23 protein-coding genes are annotated in these 24,330 nt (G+C 71.5%); 14 read left to right on the top strand and 9 right to left on the bottom strand.

Going from position 1 to position 24,330, the window contains the following annotated elements; translation table 11 throughout:
* Positions 1-11: 11 nt before the first annotated feature.
* Positions 12-1,256 (bottom strand): aminotransferase, encoded by a 1,245-nt coding sequence (locus tag ACIA73_RS01600; protein ID WP_399436740.1) that lies wholly within the window; start codon positions 1,254-1,256, stop codon positions 12-14.
* A gap of 304 nt (positions 1,257-1,560) precedes the next feature.
* Here ACIA73_RS01600 and ACIA73_RS01595 point away from each other — a divergent pair, with 304 nt between their 5' ends.
* A complete protein-coding gene (locus ACIA73_RS01595) occupies positions 1,561-1,707 on the top strand; it encodes a hypothetical protein (protein WP_399436207.1) in 147 nt (48 codons plus the stop codon).
* Positions 1,708-1,809: 102 nt separating this feature from the next.
* Here the strand turns inward: ACIA73_RS01595 and ACIA73_RS01590 are convergent, their stop codons facing one another.
* From ACIA73_RS01590 to ACIA73_RS01570, 5 genes are all read right to left on the bottom strand, one after another.
* Positions 1,810-2,571, bottom strand: a complete 762-nt coding sequence (locus ACIA73_RS01590) for a MerR family transcriptional regulator (RefSeq protein ID WP_399436206.1) — start codon at positions 2,569-2,571, stop codon at positions 1,810-1,812.
* Positions 2,572-2,700: 129 nt separating this feature from the next.
* Complete coding sequence (locus ACIA73_RS01585; protein WP_399436205.1) at positions 2,701-3,087, bottom strand: hypothetical protein; 387 nt, start codon at positions 3,085-3,087, stop codon at positions 2,701-2,703.
* A 63-nt stretch (positions 3,088-3,150) separates the two neighbouring features.
* Positions 3,151-3,618 (bottom strand): SRPBCC family protein, encoded by a 468-nt coding sequence (locus tag ACIA73_RS01580; protein WP_399436204.1) that lies wholly within the window; start codon positions 3,616-3,618, stop codon positions 3,151-3,153.
* Position 3,619: 1 nt separating this feature from the next.
* The gene (locus ACIA73_RS01575; RefSeq protein WP_399436203.1) at positions 3,620-3,979 is read right to left on the bottom strand and encodes an ArsR/SmtB family transcription factor; all 360 of its coding nucleotides are present in this window, start codon (positions 3,977-3,979) and stop codon (positions 3,620-3,622) included.
* Positions 3,980-4,067: 88 nt separating this feature from the next.
* Positions 4,068-4,712, bottom strand: coding sequence for a 2'-5' RNA ligase family protein (locus tag ACIA73_RS01570; protein ID WP_399436202.1), 645 nt, complete (start codon positions 4,710-4,712; stop codon positions 4,068-4,070).
* Between the two features lie 137 nt (positions 4,713-4,849).
* Here ACIA73_RS01570 and ACIA73_RS01565 point away from each other — a divergent pair, with 137 nt between their 5' ends.
* The 6 genes from ACIA73_RS01565 to ACIA73_RS01540 all read left to right on the top strand — a co-directional run bounded on the left by ACIA73_RS01565 (position 4,850) and on the right by ACIA73_RS01540 (position 11,033).
* Positions 4,850-5,077, top strand: coding sequence for an acyl carrier protein (locus ACIA73_RS01565; RefSeq protein WP_399436201.1), 228 nt, complete (start codon positions 4,850-4,852; stop codon positions 5,075-5,077).
* Entirely contained in the window at positions 5,074-6,306 is a 1,233-nt protein-coding gene (locus tag ACIA73_RS01560; protein ID WP_399436200.1) for a beta-ketoacyl-[acyl-carrier-protein] synthase family protein, read from the top strand. Before ACIA73_RS01565 ends, ACIA73_RS01560 begins: the two co-directional genes overlap by 4 nt.
* Positions 6,303-7,430 carry a hypothetical protein gene (locus ACIA73_RS01555; protein ID WP_399436199.1) on the top strand — a complete coding sequence of 376 codons (1,128 nt, stop codon included), beginning with the start codon at positions 6,303-6,305 and terminating at the stop codon, positions 7,428-7,430. Before ACIA73_RS01560 ends, ACIA73_RS01555 begins: the two co-directional genes overlap by 4 nt.
* A complete protein-coding gene (locus tag ACIA73_RS01550; protein WP_399436198.1) occupies positions 7,427-8,941 on the top strand; it encodes a patatin-like phospholipase family protein in 1,515 nt (504 codons plus the stop codon). Before ACIA73_RS01555 ends, ACIA73_RS01550 begins: the two co-directional genes overlap by 4 nt.
* 104 nt (positions 8,942-9,045) lie before the next feature.
* A complete protein-coding gene (locus ACIA73_RS01545) occupies positions 9,046-10,317 on the top strand; it encodes an APC family permease (protein ID WP_399436197.1) in 1,272 nt (423 codons plus the stop codon).
* A gap of 137 nt (positions 10,318-10,454) precedes the next feature.
* The gene (locus tag ACIA73_RS01540; protein WP_399436196.1) at positions 10,455-11,033 is read left to right on the top strand and encodes a Type-2Aa cytolytic delta-endotoxin; all 579 of its coding nucleotides are present in this window, start codon (positions 10,455-10,457) and stop codon (positions 11,031-11,033) included.
* 13 nt (positions 11,034-11,046) lie between these two features.
* Here ACIA73_RS01540 and ACIA73_RS01535 read toward each other — a convergent pair whose 3' ends face one another.
* Entirely contained in the window at positions 11,047-12,345 is a 1,299-nt protein-coding gene (locus tag ACIA73_RS01535; protein WP_399436194.1) for a GDSL-type esterase/lipase family protein, read from the bottom strand.
* A gap of 93 nt (positions 12,346-12,438) precedes the next feature.
* On the opposite strand from ACIA73_RS01535, the gene ACIA73_RS01530 reads away from it, so the two are divergent.
* From ACIA73_RS01530 to ACIA73_RS01505, 6 genes are all read left to right on the top strand, one after another.
* Positions 12,439-13,920: a histidine kinase gene (locus ACIA73_RS01530; RefSeq protein ID WP_399436192.1), complete on the top strand. Its 1,482-nt coding sequence runs from the start codon at positions 12,439-12,441 to the stop codon at positions 13,918-13,920.
* Positions 13,884-14,531, top strand: a complete 648-nt coding sequence (locus tag ACIA73_RS01525) for a LuxR C-terminal-related transcriptional regulator (protein ID WP_399436191.1) — start codon at positions 13,884-13,886, stop codon at positions 14,529-14,531. The genes ACIA73_RS01530 and ACIA73_RS01525 overlap by 37 nt, the downstream gene beginning before the upstream one ends.
* Before the next feature lie 157 nt (positions 14,532-14,688).
* A complete protein-coding gene (locus tag ACIA73_RS01520; RefSeq protein WP_399436190.1) occupies positions 14,689-16,167 on the top strand; it encodes a hypothetical protein in 1,479 nt (492 codons plus the stop codon).
* A 206-nt stretch (positions 16,168-16,373) separates the two neighbouring features.
* On the top strand, positions 16,374-17,702 hold the full coding sequence (locus ACIA73_RS01515) for an AAA family ATPase (protein WP_399436189.1): 1,329 nt from the start codon (positions 16,374-16,376) through the stop codon (positions 17,700-17,702).
* Entirely contained in the window at positions 17,699-18,931 is a 1,233-nt protein-coding gene (locus tag ACIA73_RS01510; protein WP_399436188.1) for a VWA-like domain-containing protein, read from the top strand. The genes ACIA73_RS01515 and ACIA73_RS01510 overlap by 4 nt, the downstream gene beginning before the upstream one ends.
* Positions 18,932-19,335: 404 nt before the next feature.
* Positions 19,336-20,412 carry an LCP family protein gene (locus tag ACIA73_RS01505; protein WP_399436187.1) on the top strand — a complete coding sequence of 359 codons (1,077 nt, stop codon included), beginning with the start codon at positions 19,336-19,338 and terminating at the stop codon, positions 20,410-20,412.
* 66 nt (positions 20,413-20,478) lie between these two features.
* On the opposite strand, the gene ACIA73_RS01500 is transcribed toward ACIA73_RS01505, so the two are convergent.
* Positions 20,479-21,780 carry an ion channel protein gene (locus ACIA73_RS01500; protein ID WP_399436186.1) on the bottom strand — a complete coding sequence of 434 codons (1,302 nt, stop codon included), beginning with the start codon at positions 21,778-21,780 and terminating at the stop codon, positions 20,479-20,481.
* A 220-nt stretch (positions 21,781-22,000) separates the two neighbouring features.
* Between ACIA73_RS01500 and ACIA73_RS01495 the strand changes: the two genes are divergently transcribed.
* Positions 22,001-22,090, top strand: a complete 90-nt coding sequence (locus ACIA73_RS01495; protein WP_399436185.1) for a K(+)-transporting ATPase subunit F — start codon at positions 22,001-22,003, stop codon at positions 22,088-22,090.
* A gap of 80 nt (positions 22,091-22,170) precedes the next feature.
* Here ACIA73_RS01495 and ACIA73_RS01490 read toward each other — a convergent pair whose 3' ends face one another.
* Positions 22,171-24,117 carry an amino acid transporter gene (locus ACIA73_RS01490; RefSeq protein ID WP_399436184.1) on the bottom strand — a complete coding sequence of 649 codons (1,947 nt, stop codon included), beginning with the start codon at positions 24,115-24,117 and terminating at the stop codon, positions 22,171-22,173.
* Between the last annotated feature and the right edge of the window lie 213 nt (positions 24,118-24,330).

The following is a 24,330-nucleotide window of genomic DNA, read 5'->3' as shown; positions in this document are numbered from 1 at the left end:
ATGCGGGCCGGTCAGGCGGTGCGGGCCGCCGCCTGCTGCTCGTAACCCACCAGGCGCACGCACACCGCGAGCCCCTCGATGGCCTGCTCCAGTTCGGACAGGCCGGGGTAGCTGGGGGCGATCCGGATGACCGAGTCGCGCGGGTCCTTGCCGTACGGGTGGGTGGCGCCCGCCGGGGTGAGGACGATGCCCGCGTCGGCGGCCCGGCGTACGACCTCCTGCGCGCAGCCGTCCGGCACCTGGAGGGTGACGAAGTAGCCGCCCAGGGGCGAGGTCCAGGACGCCAGCCCGGTGTCGCCGAGCTCGGCCTGGAGGATACGCGCGACGGACTCGAACTTCGGCTGCAGCAGGGCGCGTTGGCGCTCCATGTGGGTGCGCACGCCCTCCGTGTCACGGAGGAAGAGGATGTGGCGGAGCTGGTTGACCTTGTCGGGGCCGATGGAGCGCTTGGAGTTGTTGGCGAGCAGCCACTTCAGGTTGGCGGGGGAGGAGCCGAAGAAGGCGACGCCCGCTCCGGCCGCGGTGATCTTCGAGGTGGAGCCGAAGACGAAGGCGCGGTCCGCGTTGCCCGCCGCCTCGCACGCACCGAGGAGGTCGGCCAGCTCGGCGGGCGCGTCGGTGAGGTGGTGGACCGCGTACGCGTTGTCCCAGAAGATCCTGAAATCGGGGGCGGCGGTCTCCATCGCGGCCAGCCGCGCCACCGTCTCGTCGTCGTAGCAGACGCCGTCCGGGTTGCTGTACTTCGGCACACACCAGATGCCCTTGACCTGCGGGTTCTCGGCGACGAGGCGCTCCACCTCGTCCATGTCCGGGCCCGCGTCCGTCATCGGCACCGGAATCATGTTGATGCCGAACCGCTCGCAGAGCGCGAAGTGCCGGTCGTAACCGGGTACCGGGCACAGGAACGTGATCGGCTCCTGGTCCACCCACCGCGACTCGGCGCCCGGCAGCTTGCTGAGCATCGCGTGCACCAGGCAGTCGTGCATCAGCTCCAGGCTGGAGTTCCCCGCCGCGAGCAGTTGCCCGGCCGGGACCTGGAGCAGCGGCGCGAAGATCTCCCGGATCTCGGCCAGCCCCTGGAGCCCGCCGTAGTTGCGTACGTCCGTGCCGTCGACGGAGGTGTACCGGCCGCCCGGCAGGCTCAACAGTTCTTCGGACAGGTCGAGTTGCTCGGGTGCGGGCTTGCCCCGGGTGAGGTCGAGCCTGAGTCCGCGCGCGGCGAGGTCCTGGTAGTCCCGACGCGCCCGGTCGAGCAGCGGGTTCGGGGCGCCGGACGCCGTACTGCCGGTGGCAGGGCTGCTGGTCTCGGGGCTCAGCTCGGTGGTCAAGGTGGTTCCTCTCGCGGGGTGGTGCGGGCGGTACGGGTGGATCGGGTGGGTCAGGTGTTACGTGAGCAAGGGGTACGCGGCAGCAGTGGTACGCCGCAGCAGTGACGCGCGGTGCTCCTGCCCCGTCCGGCCTGCCGTACACCGACGCTATACCGGCCGCCGTCCGGCCCGCCGATCTGCCCACTGGCCGGGCAGGGGCAGCCCCGGCGCGCTGCCCCGCCTGCGGAAACTGGTGAGGGGCAGCACCCGCATGTACGACGCCTGGTGCAGCCGCGTCGCCTCGGAACCCGACACCCTGGTGGTCAGCGTCGACTACCACGGCGCGAACGTCCTCGCGGAGCGGAGGGCCCCCACGACGGCCGTCTCCGTGCGGCCATGACCGACGCGTTGCGCGAACCGCTCACCAAGTCCTGACGAGGCCCTTCCCGGGGGCGGGACTCCCCGCCCCCGGGAAGGATCCACTCGGTTCAGGCACAGGCCCTCAGCTCAGCCGGTCCGCCGTGTACACCTCGATCACGTCCCGCTGGTACGCGGCGAGGCCGGGCGCCACGGCCTCGTAAGCCGCCCGCCACTGCTCGTTGTCCACACAGGAGCGCCCGATCGCGCGGTACTCCTCGGCCGGGACCTCCCGGATGCCGCTCAGTGTCCGGTACTGGGTCTCGGCCTCGGCCTGCACGGCCTCGGCGTCGGCGGGCAGCCCGGCGGCCATCAGCTCCGCGAACCTGACCATCTGCGCGGTCCTGGCCCGGTGCCCCGCCTCGATCTCCTCCTGGCTCAGCGTCCCGGTGTGCCGGGCGACCTCCTGGGCCAGCTCGGGGAAGTCGCGCAGGTTCTCGCCGTACTGCTCGGGGCGCACGCCCTCGAAGAGGTTCTCCGGTCGGTTGATGCCGTTCATGGGTTTCCCGTCCTTCCTGGATCGCTCCAGATCGGTGAGAGTGCGGGAGACGGTGGTCGCCAGGGCGTCCAGCCGGTCGCGTTCGGCGAGCAGCCGGCGGTGGTGGCCGCGCAGTGCATCCACCTCGTCGAGCTGCGCGGCAAGCACCTGCCCGATCTCGGGCAGCCCGAGGCCCAGTTCCCGCAGCACGAGGATCTGCTGCAACCGCAGCAACTGCCGCTCCCCGTAATAACGGTGGCCGTTGGACCCGATCCGCGCGGGCGCCAGTAGCCCGATCCCGTCGTAGTGCCGCAGCGTCCGGGCCGTCACACCCGACATCCGGGCCACTTCCGCGATCGGCCAGTCCATCGACGACTCCCTCGTCCGCATCTCACCGGGCCGGCTTTTCCGGCCCTGACCAGGACGGTAGAAGCTGCCGCAGCGGCAACTTCAAGTCCCGTCGGCGAAACGATCCGACCGATACCCGCCATGGGCCCGTCACAGCCGCCAGGTGTCGCAGTACTCGATGTGCAGATCACCCGGTACCTGCCGTGGGGCCCCGGTGTGCGGCCGGCCGGGCCCGAGACGTGCTCCGACCTGCTTCCACGACGAAGTGGGGAACTGCGGGCTGTGGTGTACGAGGACCAGGTCCAGCGGGACCGATCCGGCGCCGACCGCCGGGTCGCCCGCGATGCCTCCGCCCCCGAGCCTCTCGGGTGCCGGATTGGCCCGCAGCGGCAGATGGATCAGGGAGTGCGCGGACCGGGCGGCCAGTGCCCACAGTGCGACGAGCCGCTCGGCGCCCTCCCGGTCGGCGTACATCGAAAGCCAGTGAGGTGCGTCCCGGAGCACCAGTCGGGCCGGTGCCGGGGCAGGCCGTATCACCCTGAACTCCTGCGCGCCCAGGCGCACTTGGTGCACCCGTACGCGCTGTTCCACCGCCACCGGCTACTGCCTCGTCCCGAGCAGCCGCGCCAGACTCGCCAGAGCCATCCGGGTGCCCAGTTCGTTGTCGGCGGGGGAGACGGCGGACGGGATTCCCTCGTGGGTGACGAGGACGTCGGTGCCGCCGCCCGGGGCGTCGGTGAGGGTGGTCGTCATCGTCATTTCGCCACGCAGGGCCGGATCGGCGGTCTCGAATTCGGAGATCTCGACGACTGATTCACCGGGGACGAGGCGGGCGAAGTGGCCGTGGTAGGTGTCCGTGTGGGCGGCCGACTTGCCGGTGGCGGACGGCGAATCGTAGGTCAGCGAGATGCGGAAGCGGCCGCCCTCGCGGGCGTCGAACTCGTGGATGTGGCTGCTCATGTCGTCCGGAACGCGCCACTGCGCGAGGGCGTCCGGATCCAGCAGGGCCCGGTAGACGGCGGCGCGCGGGGCGTTCACGTGCTGGGCGACCCGGGTCGAGTGCGTCATGTCAGGGCGCCAATCGGGAGGGGCGCGCGGGGTGCGCGTCGGCCGAGGTGTAGCCGCAGGTGACGGCGTAACCGAGGAGCTGGTCGAGCAGGCCGGGAAAGCGGGCCTGCAACTCCTCCAGGCGCAGCGAGTTGTAGCAGCGGGTGCCCTCGGAGCGCACCCGCAGGGTGCCCGCCTCGCGGAGGATCTTGAGGTGGTGGGTCATCGTCGACTTGGCGATGCTGCCGCCCAGTTCGCCCACCGTGCGCTCCTGGCCGTCGCCGAGCGCGACCGCGATGCCCAGACGGGTGGGGTCGCTCAGCGCGAACAGGACGTCCGGCAGGCAGATGCTCTCGATCTCCGGGTGGAAGTAATGGCGCACCTCCCCAGAATCGCACAGGAGGGGGAGGTACGGAGTGCCGACGGGTGGCCGGAAACAGACGGTCGGGGGCGCCGCCCCAGGGAGGCCGTCAGCGGTCCGTCGGGCCGCCGGCCCCACCCCCGGTGGCCTCGCCCCCGAGCCCGAACGCCGCTCGGTCGCGCCAGCGCCCGCCGTCCCAGGTGATCAGGTGGACCCTGCGGACCTCGCAGGTCAGCGGGAGGGCGGGGGCGAGCTCCGTCTCCAGGGCGTCGTACGCCGCGTCCTGGGTGGCGGGGCCCTCGTGGTGGGCGAGCGTCAGATGCGGGGCGGGGGCGGGGTCGAAGACGCCTCGGTACGGGACGGCCTCGGGCCAGCGGTGGGTGAGCGCCTTGGTGAGGGCCAGGACCGGGGAGTGCGGCCACGGGTCGAGATACAGCACGCCCGGCCAGCGGCCGAACTCGGCGAAGGTGAGGGTGAAGGCGTCGTGGGAGGCGAAGAGGGCGGCCAGCTCGCGGTGACAGGAGGTGTCGATACGGCTGGTGTGGAGGAAGGGGTAGAGGAGGGTGACATGGGCGGGGAACCCGGTCCGTACCAGGGGATCGGCCTCGGGGATCTTGAGGGTGAGGGCTGTGTCGCCCGGTATGTCGGGCCACCCGTCCGTCACTTGTCCGCCCTCGCCTTCTCGGTTCTGCCGTTGCACCGTCGTGTGCTCGTACGGGGCCGTCGTGTGCGCGTACGGGTTTTCGCGGGTCATGCTCGCATCCCGGGGCCGGGGCCGGGTGCACCGGCCCCGGGGGACACTCCGGGCCCGTTCGTCGATATCTGAGAGTTCGTCATACAAATAGGATAATGTCCGGCATTCCGTATATATGGAATGCAAGGAGACGGCCCGTGTTCGCTGAAGTCCAGGTGCTGATGGCGGAAACGCTGAGGATTCCGGCAGCCGACATCCACCCCCAGGGATCGCTGACCGACCTGGAGATGGATTCGCTCGCCATGGCGGAACTCTGCGTCGTACTGGAGAGCAAGTACGGCGGCAAGGTGGACGGGGACCGGCTGGCGCAGGCCAGGACCGTCGACGAGCTGGTGACGCTCGTCGAGGCCGGGGTCGGCCGGTGAACGACCGGGCCGTGGCCGTCACCGGGCTCGGCCTGGTGACGCCGGCGGGCATCGGCGTACCGGCCGCCTGGGAGGCGATCTGCCGGGGGCGCGGCACCGGGGTCCTGGAGGGCGACCCGGCGACCCGCCCCGGACAGACCGGCAGATACGTCACGTGCCGCGTCCCCGGCTTCGACGCCGACGCCCTCCTCGGGGCCCAACGGGCGCACCGCCTGGAGCGGTTCACCCAGTTCGCCCTCGTCGCCGCCACCGAAGCCCTCGCCGACGCCGGGCTGTCCACCGCCAGCTGGGACGGCACCCGCGTCGGCGTGGTCATCGGCAACTCGTCCGGCGGCGTCCACGCGTACACCCTCGCCCAGCAGACCCACGACAGCACGGGACCGCACTCCGTCTCCCCGCTGACGCTGCCGCTCTACCTCTCCAACATGGTGGCCGGGCAGGCCGCCATCGCCTTCGACGCCACCGGCCCCTGCCTGGTGGTCAACACCGCCTGCGCCTCCGGGGCCACCGCCATCGGCACCGCACGCGACCTGCTGCTCGCCGACCGCTGCGACATCGTCGTCACCGGCGGTACGGAGGCCGCGCTGACCCCCGTACTGCTGTCCGGCTTCGCCCAGCTCGGCGCGCTCGCCGGGACGGGCGGCGAACCGGCCGCCGCCTCCCGCCCGTTCGACACCGCACGCGACGGCTTCGTGATGGCCGAGGGCGCCGGGATCATGATCCTGGAACGCCAGGCCCACGCCCGGGCACGCGGCGCCCGCGTACACGCCCGGCTGGCCGGCTACGGAGCCGCCGCCGACGCCCACCACCCCGTCGCCCCGCACCCCGAGGGCGCCGGACTCAGCGCTGCGGTACGCGGCGCGCTCGCCGACGCGGGAGTCTCCGCCGCCGACGTGGACCACGTCAACGCGCACGCCACCGGCACCCCACGGGGCGACGCCGTCGAGGCGAAGGTGCTCTCCCGGGTGCTGCCGCACCGCCCGCTGGTCACCTCCGTCAAGGGCGTAGTCGGGCACACCCTGGGCGCGGCGGGTGCGATCGAGGCGATCTGCTCGGTGCTCTCCGTCGCCCACGGCACCGTCCCGCCCACCGCCAACCTGACCGCCACGGACCCCGAGAACGACCTCGACATCGCCCGCAGCGTCGTACGCCGCAAGGTGGACGCGGTCGTCACCACCTCGGTCGGGTTCGGGGGGCAGAACGCGGCGCTGGTGGTGACCGCTTCGTGAGCGGACGGCGGCGGGTGCCGTGGTCGGGGTGGTCGGTGAGGTCGGCCCGCCCGGCCCGTCGCGCGCGTCCCCGGCGGCTCCCGCCCGACCGTCTGCGCCGGTTCCGCCCGCGTGCCGCCGTCCGGGGGCTGAGGCTGCTCGGGGTGTACGTCGCCCAGTTCGAGATTCCGGTGCTGCTGGCCGCACTCCGGGCCCGGGCCCTCGGCAGAAGGGACCTGACCGCGCCGGAGAGCGAACGCTTGCTGACCCGGCTCGCCCACCGCCTGTTCACCGACGGATTCCGGCGCGCGGGCATCACCCTGGACACCTCGGACGGGCTGCCGATGCCCGCACCCGGGCGGCCCGTCGTGATGTTCCTCAGGCACTCCGGGCCGCTCAATTTCCAGCTCGGCGCGCTGCTCGTCTGCCACCTCCTGGAACGCAGCCTGCTCAGCGTGGGCCGCTCGCTGCCCGGCCGGGACCCGGCGGTCGGTCTGCTGCTGCGCCCCCTGAAGGTGGACCTGATCCGCTGGGAGGAGAGCGGTCCGGTCCGTGCCATGCGGCTGCTGATCCGCCATTCCCGCGACCTGACCCCCCACGAGGTCCTCGCCTACTTCCCCGAGGGCGTGAACATGACCTCGGCCGGCCGCCACCGCGCCCTCGCCGCCCTGGACCACGCGGATCCCCAGCGTGCGCGCTGGGCAAGGCAGTTGAGGTACGTCCTGCCTCCGGTATCGGCCGGTGCCGCCCGCGTTCTCGGTGAGGCGAAGGACGCCGATGTCCTGGTCGTCGGGCACACCGGCCTGGAGGACCTCCTCGCCGGCACCGTCGACATCGGCTACCCGCCGCGCGCCGACGGCCACGACCACCGGGTCCACCTCACCTGGTGGCACACCCCCGCCGAGGACGTGCCCCGCACCCCCGGGGCCGCCGCCGCATGGCTCGACGGCCAGTGGACGGTGATGGACACGTGGATCGCCCACAAACGCCAAGCGGGCGCCGATGCCGGTCCCGGTCCCGATACCGATGCCGGTCCCGATGCCGCTCCCCGCCCCGGATCCGCGCACCCCGGGCCCCCCGTCGCTGCCGCGACCCTCACCCCCGTACCCCCGAAACCTCACCCGAGCAGGAGCCCTCAGTCATGACCGACCACACCGAGTCCAAGGTCGCCTTCGTCCTGGGCGGTGGCGGAGCCCTCGGCGGCTACCAGGCGGGCATGGTCCGCGCCCTGTTCGAACGCGGCATCACGCCGCAACTCGTCATCGGCACCTCCATCGGCTCCGTCCAGGGAGCCATGGTCGCGGGGAACCCCACCGCCTCCGTCTGCGACCAGATGGAGCAGTTCTGGCGGGACTTCGTCTCCAGCAAGGCCATGCGGCTCAACGCCCGCAGCGTCCTCAACGCCCTCTCGCTGCGCCCCTCCGTCAACAACAACGACATCGTCCGCAGGGTCCTCACCGACCACCTCGGCGCCACCACACGCATCGAGGACCTGGCCGTCCCCTACCAGGCCACCGCCGCCTCCATCGAACGCGCCACCGTCCGCTACTTCGACTCGGGCCCGCTGGTCCCCGCCGTGCTGGCGTCCGCCGCCATTCCCGGGCTGTGGCCGCCGATCCGGATCGGCGACGAGCACTACGTCGACGGCGGAGTCGCCGAGTCCGTCCCCCTCACCCGCGCCATCCGCAGTGGCGCGACGACGGTCTACGTGCTGCGGATGCGGCAGAAGGAGAAGGCGCTCAAGCCCGCCCGCTTCCCTTGGCAACTCGGCTCCACCATCTTCGAGTTGAGCCGCCGCCACCACCTCCACCAGGCCCTCAACAGCAGACCCGACGGCGTGACGGTGCACATCCTGCCCAGCGGCGAAGACCTGATGGAGCCGCCGGACAACGGGGCCCGTACCTCCCTGCGCGAGGAACTCGCCACCATCCACGCCCGGGTGGACAGCGGGTACCACGCCACCGTCCGCTACCTCGACGACCTCGCCGAGCGCCGCCCCACCACCCCACGCCACAGCACCCCCGCCCCTTCGCGGGCGACGCGCCCGCTGACCCCGTTCGTCAAGGACAAACTGCGCGCACACTTCGACGTGTACGACGCCGACGCGGACTCCGTGGTCGGAGCCGAGGACTTCCGCCGCACCGCCCGGCGTATCGCCGAGGCCTTCGGCCACCAGGACGGCAGCGCGCACGCGGCAGGCCTGAACGGCGCGTTCGACACGTACTGGCAGCGCCTGGCAGGGGAAGAGGCCGCCACGGCGACCCTGGACCGTGACACCTTCGGCAAGTCCCTCGCCATGCTCACCGCCAACTCCGCCTCGTACGCCACCCATCTGCTGCCCGTCGTGACGGCGATCCTCAACGCCGCCGACCACGACAACGACGGCTTCCTCAACCCCGCCGAGACCCGCCGCCTGCTGCACGCCCTCGGTGTCCCCGAATCCGAAAGCGACCTGGTCGCAGGGCGGTTGGACACCAACGGCGACGGCGTCACCAGCCTCGACGAACTCGGCGAGGCCTTCCACGACTACTACACCAGCAGCGAACCGGGCTGCGTGGGCAACCTGCTGTTCGGCGGGAACGCCGGATCGGAGCGCAGGAGCAGCAGCAGAAGCAGCAGCAGAAGCCGGAATGGAGGGAAGCCAGGCGGCCGCTGACCGGCACCGCCCCCGCCGGAAGCGTCATCCCCGGCCCCTGCCGCGACGCCCGCATCCGCTACCGTGCCGCCAGTCGAGCGTGCGGTGATGAGGAGTGGTGCTCCATGAGCAGGTCGCCCACGGGCCAGGACACACCGGACGGTGGTCAGGGCGAGCTGAGACGGCGCCTGGGTGTCGCCGACGCCGTCGTCATCGGCCTCGGCTCGATGATCGGCGCCGGGATCTTCGTCGCACTCGCGCCGGCGGCCGGAGCGGCCGGCTCCGGTCTGCTGATCGCGCTCGGGGTCGCCGCCTTCGTCGCGTACTGCAATGCCACCTCCTCCGCCCGGCTGGCCGCCCGCCACCCCGCCTCAGGCGGCACCTATGTCTATGGGCGCGAACAACTCGGCCCGTTCTGGGGCTACTTGGCGGGCTGGGCGTTCGTCATCGGCAAGACCGCCTCCTGCGCCGCCATGGCGCTGACCGTCGGGACGTACGCCTGGCCCGAGCAGGCGCACGCCGTCGCGGTCGCCGCGGTCCTCGCCCTGACCGCCGTCAACTACCTGGGGATCCAGAAGGCCGCCCGGCTCACCCGGGTGATCGTCGCCGTGGTCCTGGCCGTCCTCGCCACCGTCGTCGTCGCCTGTCTGAGCAGCGGCGACGCCCAGGCCACCCGGCTGGAATGGGGCACCGACGCCACCTGGACCGGCCTGCTGCAAGCCGCCGGACTGCTCTTCTTCGCCTTCGCGGGATACGCCCGCATCGCCACCCTCGGTGAAGAGGTCCGCGACCCGGCCCGCACCATCCCCCGCGCCATCCCGCTCGCCCTCGGTCTCACCCTGGTGGTGTACGTCGCCGTGGCGGTCGCCGTACTCGCGGTCCTCGGCCCGCAACGCCTCGCACACGCCACCGCACCCCTGGTGGACGCGGCCCACGCCGTCGGCGCGGGCTGGCTGGCCCCGGTCGTCCGTGTCGGAGCGGCCGTCGCCGCACTCGGCTCGCTGCTCGCCCTGATCCTCGGCGTCTCCCGCACCGCCCTCGCGATGGCCCGCGACCACCACCTGCCGCCCGCCCTGGCCGCCGTCCACCCACGCTTCCAGGTCCCGCACCGCGCCCAACTCGCCGTCGGCGCCGTCGTCGCGGTGCTCGCCGCCACCGTCGACGTACGTGGCGCGATCGGCTTCTCGTCCTTCGGCGTGCTGGTGTACTACGCCGTCGCCAACGCCTCCGCCCTCACCCTGACCCGCTCCGAGGGCCGCCCACCGCGCGCGATCCCGGCGCTGGGGCTGATGGGGTGCCTGGTGCTGGCCTGCACGCTGCCGCTCGCATCGGTGGTGTGGGGCGCGGCAGTGCTGGCGGTGGGGGCGGTGATCCACGGGGTGCGGAAGGCGCGTTGAGGAGAGGGTCGGCCGACCCTGCTCGGCCCGCGCCGGGGCGCCTCGACATAATGGCCCCGCATGATCTCCGTCCGGATCAGCGACCGAACAGACCGCCCGTGCGAGCGGGCGGCCCACCGCCGAACCACAGGAGAACCATGTCCGCCACCTTCAGGTCCGTCATGGAAGTGCACCCCGAACACCTCGACCAGGCCCGCGCCATGGACCAGGTGTTCCAGCGGGCCATCGCCCCGGCCACCGTCAACTTCGACTTCGGGAACATCCGCGAGGCCGCCGCAGCCATTCCGGACAGCAGCATCGTCCGGATGGTGCGCGGCTGGGGGCTCCAGGAGACCGCGCCGGTCGCAGTGATGGCGCTGTCGCTGAAGGAGGCGGTACGGCAGGCGCTGCCGGGGGAGTTCGCGGACGCGTCGTTCTGGGGGACGGTCGAGCAGGAGCTGGTCGAGGCGTTCACCGGGCTCGGTGCGCAGCGAGGCGGGCCCGGGCTCTCGTACTACGAGGAGAGTCCGGACCGGACCGGCTATTACCGCGACCTCTTCTTCGCCCTCCAGGGGGAGGAGACCGGTGGCCACATGTACGCGATCGCCTTCTGCATCGATGTGAGCGTCGGGCTGGGGCGGGACCGGGCCGACGCCCTGGAACTGACCGACATCGCGCCGTACCGGATCCGGCTCAACGCCATCGTGGTACGGCAGGAGTTGAGGCTCGCGGCCTGATGGGGCGCGGGCTCTACGCCTCGCCGTCGGCCCGCCGTCCCGGGTCGGTGGTGAGTGGTCCTGTGGTGAGCGGGCCGGTGCTGTGCGGTCCTGTGCTGTGCGGTCCCGTGGTGTGCGGGCCTGTGGTGAGCGGGCCTTCCGCGCAGAAGGCGAGGGCGGCGAAGCGCTCGCCGATGCGGCGGTGGGTGGCGGCGTCCGGGTGGATCTGGTCGGGCAGCGGGAGTTCGGCGAAGTCCTTCTCGCCGTACAGCTCGCGGCCGTCCAGATAGTGGAGGTGCGGGTCGTCGGCCGCGCGCTGGGCGACGATCTTGGCGAGTTCGGCGCGGATACGGGTGAGGGTCAGCCGGGTCGGGTCCCCGGGGTCGCCGGTGGCCTTGAACTGGAGGCGGCCCGCACTGAGATCGCTGAAGTCGGGCATCGAGGGCCCGGGAGTCTCCTCGTGGATCGGACACAGCACGGACGAGACGACCAGCAGCGGCGTGGTCCGGTGGCCCTCGCGAAGGGTGTCCAGGAAGCCGTGGACCGCCGGGCCCAGCGCGCGCAGCCGCATCAGGTCGGTGTTCACCAGGTTGATGCCCAGCTTGACGCTGATCAGGTCGGCGGGGGTGTCCCGCATGGCGCGTGCCGTGAACGGGTCGAGCAGGGCGCTGCCGCCGAAGCCCAGATTGATCAGTTCGACCCCGCCGAGCGAGGCCGCCAGCGCGGGCCAGGTGGTGGTGGGGCTCGCGGCGTCCGAGCCGTGGCTGACCGAGCTGCCGTGGTGCAGCCACACCGGACGGCCGTGGACGGGTACCGGCTCGACGGGGGCGTCGGTGCGCAGGGCGACCAGCTGGGTCGTCTCGTTGAACGGCAGCCAGATCTCGATCTGCTTGTCGTGGCCGGGAAGCCTGTCGAAGCGGACGGTGCCGACCGGGCCGGGAATGTTCTCGGCGGATCCGGTCGTCATGTCCACCCGCAGGGTGTGGCCGCCGGTCACCGCCGACTGACCGGCCAGGGTGCCGTCCACGAGCAGGTCGTACGTCCCGTCCGGGCGGTCGGGGGCGCCCACGTACGCCATCTTGGTGCGCAGCGTGTCCAGTTCGACGACCGTCGCCCGGGTGCGGAACGCCAGCCGTACGCCCGAGGGCTGGGCCTCCGCCATGGCCAGCTGCCCGTCGGGGATCTGCTTGCGGGCCCAGGCGGGCAGCCGGTGCGGCAGCAGACCCTGCTCGGTGCGCTCCAGGTCGAGGGCGCCGCGCAGGAGGCCGGCGGTGAGGGGGGTGCTGATCAGATCGCGGGCGTTGTCGCTGGGATCGCGGTGCGGGGTGTTCATGCCCCCAGCCTGCCAAGAGGGGAGTTAGTACCACCGACCTGGCCCCCTTTAGGAGCCGATACTGAGGGCCGCCCCACACGAAAGGCCCAACCCATGACCACCGAAGGCCTCCCCGGCACCGACACGACGACCGTCCCCGCACCTGCTTCGGCGACCGGTCCGACACTCGCTTCGGCGACCGTCCGGGCACCTGCGCCGACGACCGTCCCGACACCCGCCCGGGCGACCGGCCGGGCCACGCAAGCGGTGTCGGGCGCCCACGCGGCAACCGTCCCGGCGGACACCAGGAGGACCGCCCGGCGCCTTCGCGGGCAGGCGGCCTTCGGTCGCTCCTTCAGGCTCTGGCTGCTGTCCCTGCGCGCCCTCCCGCTGTCGCTGTGGCTCTCCGTGGTGTACGTCGTCCTCGCCACGCCCCTCGGCCCGCGACTCCTGCCCGGCACCGTCCGCCGGGTTCGCCAACTCACCGACAGGCAAAGGGAGTTGGCGAACGACTGGTCCGGCGAGGTCATACCCGCTCCCTACCCGGAGCTCCCGTCGGCCACCCCTGCCGAGCACGGCCGGGCCCTGCGCGCCCAGCTCCTCGACAAGCGCAACCAGACCTGGCGCGACTGGCGCTGGGCCGTCCTCCACCCCGTCATCGGCGGCCTCATCGCCTTCGCGCCGACCGCGTTCCTGCTCAGTGGTGTCTGGGGGCTGTTCGTCGCCGCGTTCGGCGTGCGGCTCTCGGAGAGCTGGGACAACGTCTGGTACTTCTTCGTGCCGGTCGGCGACCCCCTCACCGCCACCCTCGCCGGGGTGCTCGCCCTCGCCCAGTTCCCGTTCGCCCTGCGGTGGACCGCACCCCGGGTCGTGCACCACCACGCCCGCTACCTGCGGGTCATGCTCGCCCCTCCCGGGAACGAGCAACTCGCCCACCGCATCGACCACTTGACCGCCACCCGCAGCCAGGCCCTCGACACCCAGATGTCCGAGATCCGCCGCATCGAACGCGACCTCCACGACGGCGCCCAGGTCCGCCTCGTCGCCATGGGTATGACGCTGAACGCCGCCGAACGCCTCCTGAAGACCAACCCGGACGCCGTCCCGGCGCTCCTCTCCGAGGCCCGCGAGTCCTCCAACCAGGCCCTCGCCGAACTCCGCAACCTGGTCCGGGGCATCCACCCGCCGATCCTCGCGGACCGTGGACTCCCGGACGCCGTACGGTCGTTGGCCCTGCTCAGCCCCCTCGACACCCAGGTAACCGTCGACCTCCCGGCCCGCCCCGAACCGCCCGTCGAGTCCGCCGCGTACTTCGCCGTCTCCGAACTCCTCGCCAACGCCGCCAAGCACTCCGGCGCCACCCGCGTCGACCTGCACCTCCGCCACGACCCCGCGCGCGGCACCCTCCACCTGACCGTCACCGACAACGGCCACGGCGGCGCCGACCCCGCCAAGGGCACCGGCCTGCAAGGCATCGCACACCGTCTGGCAGCCTTCGACGGAGGCCTGACCGTGACCAGCCCGGCCGGCGGCCCCACCCTCGCCTCCCTGGAGATCCCGTGCGCGTTGTCCTCGCCGAAGACCACTTCCTCCTGAGGGACGGCATGACCCGGCTGCTCCAGTCGTACGGCCATGAAGTGGTCGCGGCGGTGGACAACGGCCCCGAACTCCACCGTGCCCTCATCGCCACGCCTTCCCCCGACCTCGCCATCGTCGACGTCCGCCTTCCCCCGGACTTCAGCGACGAGGGCCTGCGCGCCGCCGTCGCCGCCCGCACGCTCGTCCCCGGGCTGCCGGTCCTGCTGCTCTCCCAGTACGTGGAGCCGCTGTACGCCCACGAGTTGCTGGCCACCGGCTCGCAGGGCGTCGGCTACGTCCTCAAGGAGCGCGTCTCCAACGGCGACCAGTTCCTGGAGACCCTCGACCGGGTGGCGGCCGGCGGCACCGCGATGGACCCCGAGGTCATCTCCAAGCTGATGGCCCGCAAGGCACGCGACAGCGCGATGTCCCACCTCACCCCGCGCGAACGCGAAGTCCTCGCGCACCTCGCCGAGGGCCGCTCCAACGCGGGCATCGCGGCCGCCCTGGTGGTCACCGAGAAGGCCGTCGCCAAACACATCGGCAACATCTTCAGCAAACTCGGTCTGGCCCAGACCGACACCGCGAACCGCAGGGTGCTGGCGGTGCTGGCCTACCTCAACCGGTGACCGACCGGTGATCTCGGGCGCCCACCGGAGACCGGGCCCGGGAAACCTGGTTCGGGAAAAGGTCTGGCGGGCCGGGAGCGGACCTGGTTATGCTCCCGCCGATGACTACTTCTCCTTCTTACGGATCGGGGGTCTCGTCCGCTCAAGGTGAGTGCTGATGCTCACTGAGACCGCGCACGAGAACTTCACATCCTTCCTGCGGCGCCCCGTTCCCCGTCGCGCCTCCTTCTGGCTGCGGGTACGCGAATACGCCGTACCGCCCACCATGATCGAAACCGCGACCGCCCGCCGCCTCACCGGCGACTGGGCCGGGGCCTGTGCCGCCGCCGGTTTCGACGTCGACTTCGATCTCCGTACGGTGAAACACACGTGGGGCCGTGACATCGCGGCCCGACTCCGCGACGACCTCCGCCGGCTGGCACCCGACCTGCTGCGCTGGCACATGCCCAGGATCGCCCCGGACGGGCTGCTGCGCCCGGGCCTGACCATGAGCCTGGCACGGTACGGAGCCGAGAGGCCCGACGGCCCGGGCACCCTGCACCTGGTGGCCAGGACCCCGCCCGCCAGGGCGGACGCGGTACAACGGGTCAGCCTGGCCCTCTGGGACGGCTCCCGCGCCACCACGCACGCCGTGTCCCGGGCCGCCTACCCGCACCCCCGCCCCGACCGGCGTTTCCGCCTCGACCTGCACCGCCATCTGTGGGACGCCGGCAGAGCCGACGAACTCCGGACCCGTTCCGGCGTCGAACTCCCGCTGTCCAGTGCCGCGTTCATGCCTGACGCGGACACGGAGTGGGTGCCGCAGGGCTACTTGTGCGCCGTCGACCGCTGGGCGGCCGAGGTGGAGATCCTGCTGCGGGCCGAGGGCCGGGGCCCGGGCCCGGTCGCCGTACGACTTGGGCAGCGGCACCGGCTGCTGCTCGAACAGGCGGACGGCGAAGGCGGGTTGCGGCTCACGGTGTTGTCCGCGGACAACACACCGGCCGACGGCTCGGCGGACAACAGGGCGGAAAGCGTCCTGGTGTTGTCCGCGGACAACAAACCCGCGCTTCCGGTACTGCCCGACGCGTCGACCTGGGTGCTCCCCGACCTCCAACTGCTCCGCAGCGGAGAGATCACGGCCGACCGACTGCACCCGCTGGTCGCCGCCGCACTCGTACCGGACGCACCCGCAGCCGGCAGCGGCGGGGCACCCGCCCCCTTCCGTCCCGACGAGCCCCGCCCGGTCGACTGCCGGGGCTCCCGGCACCGCATCGGCCTGGTCGACGGCGTGCTGGTCGCCCTCGACCACGACCCGGCCGAACTCCGCCGCGAAGAACTCCTGGTCGCCCTCGACGGACCCCCACTGCCCTGTCTGCGCGCCATCGACGAGGCGCACCGCAGCCCCGAATGCCTCACCGGCGTCCGCGAACGCCTCCTGCACGGCGACCTCACCGGCGCACTCGCCATCGTCGAAGGACTGCTCGGCCCCGAAGCGCTGCTGCGCGACGGCGCCCTGCGGGACGAACTGGAGGAAGTGGCGCGCCGGAAGGTCGAGTACGGACTGTTCAGGGCGGGGCTGGCGCTGCGCCACCCAGGCGTCAGGCGGCGGGGCAAAACCGACGGCCGAGTGCCGACCGCCGGCAACCGCCGGTAAACGCGCTTACGGGTCACGCAGTCCGGCGACGTACTCACGGGCCACGTACTCACCGGCCACGCATCTTCCGGTCACCCACCCACTGATACCGCATCTCCCTGCCCCGCACCCCCCTGCCCCGCACGCCTCCGCTTCCGTTCGCGCGCTCACCCGCACGTCATCCGTGTCCCCTCCCTGTCCCACCTCACACCCCATGGTGATCCCACATGACTCTCAGCACCCTGCCCGCTGCCCCTTTCGCCCCTTCCCTCCCGACCTTCTCGGCCGCTCCGGAGGCCCCGGCCAGTCCGGCCCCTCCGATCGCCGCGACCCCGCAGGCCTCGTCCCGCCCCGAACTCGACGTAGCCGGTGAGCTGCTGTCCCTGCTGCGCGACACCACCACCGAACCCCGCCCCGACACCCAGCTCGAAGCCCTCACCCTGGCCGTCGCGGCCGACCTGCCGGTGCTGCTCTGGGGCGAGCCGGGCATCGGCAAGACCGCGGCGCTCACCCAGCTCGCCGAGTCGCTGGACCTGCCGTTGACCACGGTGATCGCCAGCGTCCACGAACCGTCCGACTTCTCCGGGCTGCCGGTCATCGGTGAGGACCCGGCGGAACAGGGCGTGCCGATGGCGCCGCCGGACTGGGCGGTGAAGCTGGTGCGGGCAGGCCGGGGGCTGCTGTTCCTGGACGAGCTGTCCACGGCGCCGCCCGCCGTGCAGGCCGCCCTGCTCCGGCTGGTGCTGGAGCGACGTATCGGAACCCTGCAACTCCCGCCCGGCGTAAGGATCGTGGCCGCCGCCAACCCGCGCGGCTCGGCCGCCGACGGCTGGGAACTGAGCCCGCCGCTGGCCAACCGTTTCGTCCACCTCCACTGGGCGCACGACCACGAGGTGGTGGTACGCGGTCTCGGCGGTGTCTGGCCGCGCGCCACCCTGCCGCGTCTCGACGCGGACCAACTGCCCGACGCGGTGGCCTTCGCACGGCGAGCGGTGTGCGGCATGCTCGCCGCCCGTCCCAAGCTGGTGCACCAGCTCCCCAGCAGCGAGACCCGGCGCGGCGGCGCGTGGCCCTCGCCGCGGAGCTGGGACATGGCGCTGTGCCTGATCGCCTTCGCCACCGCCGCGGGATCCAGCAGGGAAGTGCTGTCCCAGCTGGTCAGGGGCACGGTCGGGGACGGCCCCGGCCTGGAGATGCTGGCCCACCTGGACCGGATGGACCTGCCGGACCCCGAAACCCTGCTCGCCGACCCGATGGCCGCGGAACTCCCCACACGTGGTGATCTGCGCCAGGCCACCCTGGACGGAGTGGTCGCCGCGGTACGCAACCGCCTGGACAGGGAACGCTGGGACGCCGCCTGGCAGCTCCTGGTACGGGCCATGGAGACCGGGGCGCCGGACCTCATCGTCGTACCGGCGACCACACTCGCCACCCTGCGCCAGGAGAACTGGGACGTCCCGGAAACCATCGAGCGGCTGGCCGGAGTCGTGGGCCTGTCGCGCCGGGCGGACAAGTCGGCGCTGCGGGTGGCGGTCAAGGCCGGTGCGCGCCGATGACCTCATCCGGGTTGGACCACGACAAGCTCTTCGCGGCCCGTCTGCACGCCGCCCGGGCCCGGCCCTATCTGGCCTCGGCGCTGTTCGCCCTCCATGTGATCGAGGACAGGTCGGTGCCGACGATGGGGGTGGACGCCTACTGGCGGATGTACGTCTCGCCCGCCTTCGTCGACAGGATGCCGGAGGAGGACCTCGCCAGCGTCTGGGTGCACGAGGTCTCGCACCTGCTGCGCGACCACCACACACGCAGCGACCGGGTTGCCCGCGAGCGCGGACTGACCGGCCCGGGGGAGCGGCTGCGGATGAACATAGCCTCGGACTGCGAGATCAACGACGACGCGTTCGGGGACGGCCTGGTCTTCCCGGAAGGCGCGATCCATCCCAGTCAACTAGGCCTGGGCAGCGGCCAGTTGATGGAAGACTATCTGCGTCAGTTCCGGCTCGGCCGGACCACTCAGGGGATGGAATGGCTGGACTGCGGCAGTGGCGCGGACGGCAGCGCCCGCCCCTGGGACCTGGGTCCGGACGGGGCCGACGGGCTGACACCCCAGCAGAGCGACGCGGTCCGTTTCCGGGTGGCCCAGGGCATCAAGGGGCGGCCGGGGGACGCCCCCGAGGGGTGGCGGCGCTGGGCGAAGGAGGCCTTCCACCCGCCGCAGCCCTGGCGCGAACTCCTCGGCGCGGCGATCCGTGCCGCCGCCTCGGCGGCAGGTTCGGGCGACGACTACACCTACGGCCGCCCGGCCCGCCGCGCCGCCTCGCTGCCCGGAGTGGTGCTGCCCAACCTGCGGCGTACCCCTCCCAGGGTCTCCGTGGTCATCGACACCTCGGGCTCGGTCAGCGACACCGAACTGGGCACCGCACTCCTCGAAGTGGCCGCGATCGCCCGCGCGGTGGGCGGCCGCCGCGACCTGGTTTCGGTGGTTTCGTGCGACGCGGCCGCCCGGGTCGCCCACCCGCTGTGCCGCGCGGAGGGGATTCCGCTTGTGGGCGGTGGCGGCACCGACCTCCGCTCCGGTTTCACCACGGCGCTGCGGGGTCAGTACCGCCCCGATGTGATCGTGGTCCTGACGGACGGCCAGACCCCCTGGCCCTCGTCGCGCCCGTCGTGCCGGACGGTGGTGGGCCTTTTCCCCCGCCCCCACGAATCGGGCTTCGTGGACGAGGACGACCCCGACTACGTACCGGACAGGCCGCCGGAGTGGGCGCGGGTCGTGGAGCTGGGATAGCGCCGGAGGCGTGGAGCCCAGGTCGCGTCCTGTTCGTATCTGCAACGACTGGATGCCCTAATTTGGCGATTTGTGAATCCTCTTGAGCAAGAGGTTCGCCTCGTGTACCTCTTGTGGACACAAAGAAGCAACAAAGCCCCGTACAACCCTTCCATGTGTTCGAGCGTCTAAACACTCAATGTCCCATGGAGGATGTGGGAAATTGTCGACAAGTTTCCATCCCCGATCCACGGCGACAGGGGGTACACGGGGATTTACGAGGAGCTGAGTAGTACATGGGGAACCGTGGCAGGGGTGGGCCTTCGCGGTCCGCGGGGAGCCGGCGGCAGCAGCAGAGTCGGGGGCGCAGGGCACAGCCGTCCAGGGGGAGGGGTCGCACCGAGGAGCAGGAGGACCAGCAGCAGGTGAGCGGCGGGCGGGCCGCGAACAGGCGCAAGCAGCGTCGGCCGCGCAGCAAGAAGTCCATTTTTCTGCTTTTTGTACTGCTTCCTGTGCTCCTGCTGGCCGGTACCGGCGCGACCTGGCTGTACTTCAAGTTCGACGGCAACCTCAGGGCCGTCGACATAGACGGTGAGATCGGCGGTGACCGTCCGCCGGAGGTCGACAACGGCTCCCGGGACATCCTCGTGCTGGGTTCGGACTCCCGCGGGGGAGAGAACAAGAAGTACGGCGAGGACGTGGGCAGCGCCCGCTCCGACGTCGCGATGATCGTCCATGTCCACAAGGGCGGCGACAAGGCGAGCATCGTCTCGATACCCCGCGACACCCTGGTCACCCGCCCCCAGTGCGTGGGGCGCACCAAGATCAGACCCGAGGCGAAGCGCCAGATGTTCAACACGGCGTACGAGATCGGCGGCCCGGTCTGCGCGGTGAAGACGGCGGAGAAGCTCTCCGGCATCCGCATGGACAACTACCTTGAGGTCGACTTCTCGGGCTTCAAGGGCCTGATCGACTCGCTCGGCGGGGTCAGTATGACCACCAACAAGGCGATCAAGGACCCCAAGAGCCACCTCGATCTCCCGCCCGGCACCCACCAGCTGACCGGTGAGCAGTCCCTCGGCCTGGTGCGTACCCGCAAGACCGTCGGTGACGGCAGCGACCTCGGCCGGATCCAGCTCCAGCAGGCCTTCATGAAGGCCCTGATGGAGCAGATCAAGGACATCGGTATCACCAGCCCGAAGAAGATGTTCAACCTCGCGGACGCCGCCACCAAGACCATCACCACCGACTCCAAGCTCAACTCGGTAGGCTCCCTGCTCTCCTTCGGCAACAGCCTCAGCGGCATCGGCTCGAAGGACATGAAGGTCATCACGCTGCCCATCGACTACGACGCCATCGACAAGGAGCGGGTGATTCCGCTCAAGGACCAGTCCGAACTGCTCTGGCTCGCCCTGCGCATGGACAAGCCGATACCGCCCTCGGTCACCGAGAACTCGGCGGGCGACCAGGTCGACGCGGGGAAGATCATTTCGGGCGGCTGAGCTCTGAGGGGGCCTGTGCCGGGGGTTCGGACACAGGCTCCGAGGGCGTACGTCGCCGGGGGCGGCTCAACGCAACGGCGTCCCGTCCTCCTTCAGTTGCATCTGCGGCCGGCCCGTCACCAGGAGCCAGGCGGGCAGCGACGCGATGCACATCAGGGCCAGGATCCCCGGCGACGACACGAGCACGGCAGCGGTGAACAGGCTGATCCAGCCCTGCCGGGTGACGGCGAGCAGCACCCCGAGCACACCCGCCGCGACACCGACCGAGACGTTCACGCCCGGCACCAGCGCATGCGCGCACAGCCCGAACGCGGCACCGATGAACACCGCGGGGAAGATCCGGCCGCCGCGGAACCCGCACGACGCGGCGACCAGCAGCGCCGCCAGCTTCACCACGGTCAGCACCGCGAACTGCCCGGCCGTCCAGCCGTCCGGGTCCGCGGCCAGTTCGCCGACCTCGTGCAGCCCCTTGAACAGCGTCAGATGTCCGCCCAGCGCACCGAGCAGCCCGAGCACCAGCCCGCCGAGCGGCAGCATCAGCATCGGATGCCTCAGGCTCCGGAAGGCGCGGTACACATACGGGAAGGCCCACACCGCGACCATGCCGAGTGCCGCGGCCGCGCAGGCGACCACCACGGAAGCCAGCAGATCGGCCCACCCGGGCCGGCCGAACGACGGCAGCCCCAGGTCGAAGGAGGGCGAGGCGACCAGCGTAGTCGTCAGCGCGCCCGCCGCGGCGGCCAGCAGCGGCCCGAAGAGGTTGTCCCACAGCGACCCCTTCATCGGCATGGGCCGCCCCGCCAGCGCCTCGGAGACCACCAGCGCGGCGGCGACCGGCGTACCGAACAGTGCGCCGAGCGTCGCCGCCGTGGCGAGCGACACCCACATCTCCCCCGGCGCCTTCGGAAGTGCCTTGCTGCCGAGCCAGAACGCGAGCGCGACATTGGCCGCGATGATCGGGTTCTCCGGACCGAGGCTGGGCCCGCCGGCGAGCATCAGGGCGTTGGCGACCAGCAGCCCCGGCACCACGTAGAGCCGCAGCGGCTCCTCCCCGCCGAGCCCGAGCGTGGCCGGATCGGGACCGGCGTGCCCGGGGGCCTTCCACACCACCAGCCCCACCAGTACACCCGTGAGGGTGAGCATCACGATCATCCAGAGCGAGGAGTAGCCGCCGATGCCGAGCGCGTCGGGCAGGTCCGTCCAGAGCACCTCCTGAAGCTTTTCGGCGAGGATGCTCACCCCGAGGAACAGCAGGCTGCACCCGACGCCCACCGCGAGGGCCGGCGCGACGATCGGCAGCAGTGCGCGAGCGGACGCGGAAGGCGGGGCGGCGGGCGCGGGCGGCGCGACGTCGGCTGGAGTGCTCACGGCGTCACACTAAGCCACCAATTCGGTGTATTCGGATACAAATGGCGCGCGCCTCGGGAGGCGCCTCCCGCCAGGACGGCGTCAACGTTCGGGGGCGTGGTGCCAGGGGCGCGTCAAGAGGGTTCCACGCGGGGTCCCGCAGGCGTTTCGGTGGACACGTCACCCGCAGCGGACCGCTCCGGGGACCGGCCCGAACCGACTGAAGGGGAGTGGCGTCGCCATGAACGCGGGAAACATCGTCGGGCTGCTGATCGCCGCCGGTCTGATCGGCTACCTGCTGCTGGCACGCGCCTACCCGGAGAAGTTCTGACCGGTGGAGCAGGTACGCACAAGCTGAGAGCCTGTGTCTCGGATCAGACACAGGCTCTCAGCCGTCGGCCGACCCCTGTCTCAGCCCACGTGCACCCGTGGCCGCGTCGCCGGGTCCGGCTCCGCCCTGCGCAGCACCTCCCGGGTGACCGGCGCGACCTCGCCGTCGCCGAAGACCAGGAAGCGCAGCAGGTGGCCGAGGGGGTGGCCCTCGGTCCAGTTGAAGTAGGCGTGCGGGACCTGGCCGGTGCGGTCGCGCAGCACCATCAGTACGGCCGCGATGGTGTTGGGCACCACCGCGCTGCGCACCCGCAGCCGCCGCGCCCCGTGCTTCTCGTCGCCGTGCACGGTCAGGTCGGCGGTGAAGTCGGAGGAGTCACCGACGAACACCTCCAGGAAGAGGACCGGTCGGCCGTCGGGGAGGTGGGTGGCCTCGCGCAGGGAGTACTCCTTGGCGCGGTACTCGGCGGTGGTGTGCTCGTTCGGCTCGTTGGCGATGATCCGCAGCGGACCGTCCGCGGCGACCTCGTCGATGATCCGCAGCGCCTCCTCGTCGAAGACGACCTCGGCGGCGCGCAGCTCGAAGGAGCGGTGCAGCCGGGACGCGAAGGAGGTCAGCAGGATGCCGACGATGAACAGAGTGGCGATCTTGATGCCGTCCGGCCGCTCGATCACATTGGTCACCAGCGTGTACGCGAAGACCAGGGTGATCGTCCCGAACCCGAGGGTGGCGGCCCGGTGGCCACGGCTGCGTACCGCGACGGTCGAGGCGAAGGACGCGGAGAGCATCAGGACCAGTACCCCGGTGGCGTACGCCCCGCTCTGGTCGTCGACGTCCGCGTTGAACCACAGGGTGATGAAGACCGCGATCGCCATGAAGAGCAGGACCAGCGGGCGTACCGCCCCGGTCCATTCGGGGGCCATCCCGTAGCGCGGCAGATAGCGCGGTACCAGGTTGAGCAGCCCGGCCAGCGCGGAGGCTCCCGCGAACCACAGGATGCAGATGGTGGAGATGTCGTAGACGGTGCCGAAGACCTCGCCGAGGTGTTCATGAGCGAGGAAGGCCAGCGCCCGCCCGTTCGCCTTGCCGCCGCTCCTGAACTCCTCCTGGGGGATCAGGAAGGTCGTGGCCAGGCTGGAGAGGAGCAGGAAGCAGCTCATGATCACCGCGGCGGTGGTGAGCAGCTTGCGGGTGCCGTGGACGCGGCCGGCCGGTTTCTCGTACGTATCCGTGGGATCGCCCTTGACCTGCGGCATCACCGCTACACCCGTCTCGAAACCGGACATCCCGAGCGCCAGCTTGGGGAACACCAGCAACGCCACCCCGACCATCGCCAGCGGTGAGGAGTGCGAGACGGTCAGCGCTTGCCACCAGTCGCCGACCACCACCGGGTGGCTGATCACCTGCCAGGCGGACACGGCGAGCACGACCACATTGAGTGTCAGGAACACGCCCACCAGGACCACCGCCACCCGGATCGCGTCGCGGAAGCCCTTGAGGAAGACCGCACCGAGCAGCGCCACCAGGACCAGGGTGATCACGACGTTCTCGCCGTGCAGCCAGGTCGGGGCGAAGGGGTTCTCCACGACGTGGGCGGAGGCGTCCGCCGCCGACAGCGTGATGGTGATCATGAAGTCGGTGGCGGCGAACCCCAGCAGCACCAGGACCAGCAGTTTCCCCGCCCACCAGGGCAGCAGCCGCTCCAGCATCGCGATGGACCCCTCGCCGTGCGGGGACTCCTTCGCCACCCGGCGGTAGACCGGCAGTGCGCCGAGCAGGGTGAGCGCGATCAGGACCAGGGTCGCCATCGGGGAGAGGAGCCCGGCGGCGAGGGCGGCGATGCCGGGCTGATAGCCGAGCGTGGAGAAGTAGTCGACGCCGGTCAGGCACATCACCCGCCACCAGGAGTGGCCCTTGTGTTCGGCGGGCGGGGTGGCGTGCGGTCCCGGATGCCGGGCGGACTGCTCGCTCAGCCCTTCCAGCAGCCAGGCCCGCCAACGGCGGGCGGTGGCTTTCGTGCTGGTCATGGGGCACTTCCCGTCCGGCTCGTGCTGGCTGGTGCTGGCTGGTTCCCACGCGTGGAGTTCGCGCGACGGCCGCGAGGTCCCCCGGTACGGCCCCTCGCGCACGCCCGCTCATCCTCGCCCGATACCCCCGGGGCGGCCACGCGTACGGGATCCGTAAAGAGGCACCCCCGCCTCGTATGGGAGGCGTCAAGGGAAACCGAAGTGGCCGGGGAA

The organism is Streptomyces sp. NPDC051561 (assembly GCF_044454195.1).
Taxonomy (GTDB): Bacteria; Actinomycetota; Actinomycetes; order Streptomycetales; family Streptomycetaceae; genus Streptomyces.
This window is presented reverse-complemented; position numbering and strand designations above follow the sequence as displayed.

Bases quoted from the DNA above. Each gene is read 5' to 3' on its own strand.
- ACIA73_RS01490 (WP_399436184.1), bottom strand. From the start codon at position 24,117: ATGACCAGCACGAAAGCCACCGCCCGCCGTTGGCGGGCCTGGCTGCTG.
- ACIA73_RS01535 (WP_399436194.1), bottom strand. From the start codon at position 12,345: ATGAACACCCCGCACCGCGATCCCAGCGACAACGCCCGCGATCTGATC.
- ACIA73_RS01570 (WP_399436202.1), bottom strand. From the start codon at position 4,712: ATGACCCGCGAAAACCCGTACGCGCACACGACGGCCCCGTACGAGCAC.
- ACIA73_RS01550 (WP_399436198.1), top strand. From the start codon at position 7,427: ATGACCGACCACACCGAGTCCAAGGTCGCCTTCGTCCTGGGCGGTGGC.
- ACIA73_RS01580 (WP_399436204.1), bottom strand. From the start codon at position 3,618: ATGACGCACTCGACCCGGGTCGCCCAGCACGTGAACGCCCCGCGCGCC.
- ACIA73_RS01520 (WP_399436190.1), top strand. From the start codon at position 14,689: ATGCTCACTGAGACCGCGCACGAGAACTTCACATCCTTCCTGCGGCGC.
- ACIA73_RS01590 (WP_399436206.1), bottom strand. From the start codon at position 2,571: ATGGACTGGCCGATCGCGGAAGTGGCCCGGATGTCGGGTGTGACGGCC.
- ACIA73_RS01510 (WP_399436188.1), top strand. From the start codon at position 17,699: ATGACCTCATCCGGGTTGGACCACGACAAGCTCTTCGCGGCCCGTCTG.
- ACIA73_RS01545 (WP_399436197.1), top strand. From the start codon at position 9,046: ATGAGCAGGTCGCCCACGGGCCAGGACACACCGGACGGTGGTCAGGGC.
- ACIA73_RS01540 (WP_399436196.1), top strand. From the start codon at position 10,455: ATGTCCGCCACCTTCAGGTCCGTCATGGAAGTGCACCCCGAACACCTC.
- ACIA73_RS01495 (WP_399436185.1), top strand. From the start codon at position 22,001: ATGAACGCGGGAAACATCGTCGGGCTGCTGATCGCCGCCGGTCTGATC.
- ACIA73_RS01515 (WP_399436189.1), top strand. From the start codon at position 16,374: ATGACTCTCAGCACCCTGCCCGCTGCCCCTTTCGCCCCTTCCCTCCCG.
- ACIA73_RS01530 (WP_399436192.1), top strand. From the start codon at position 12,439: ATGACCACCGAAGGCCTCCCCGGCACCGACACGACGACCGTCCCCGCA.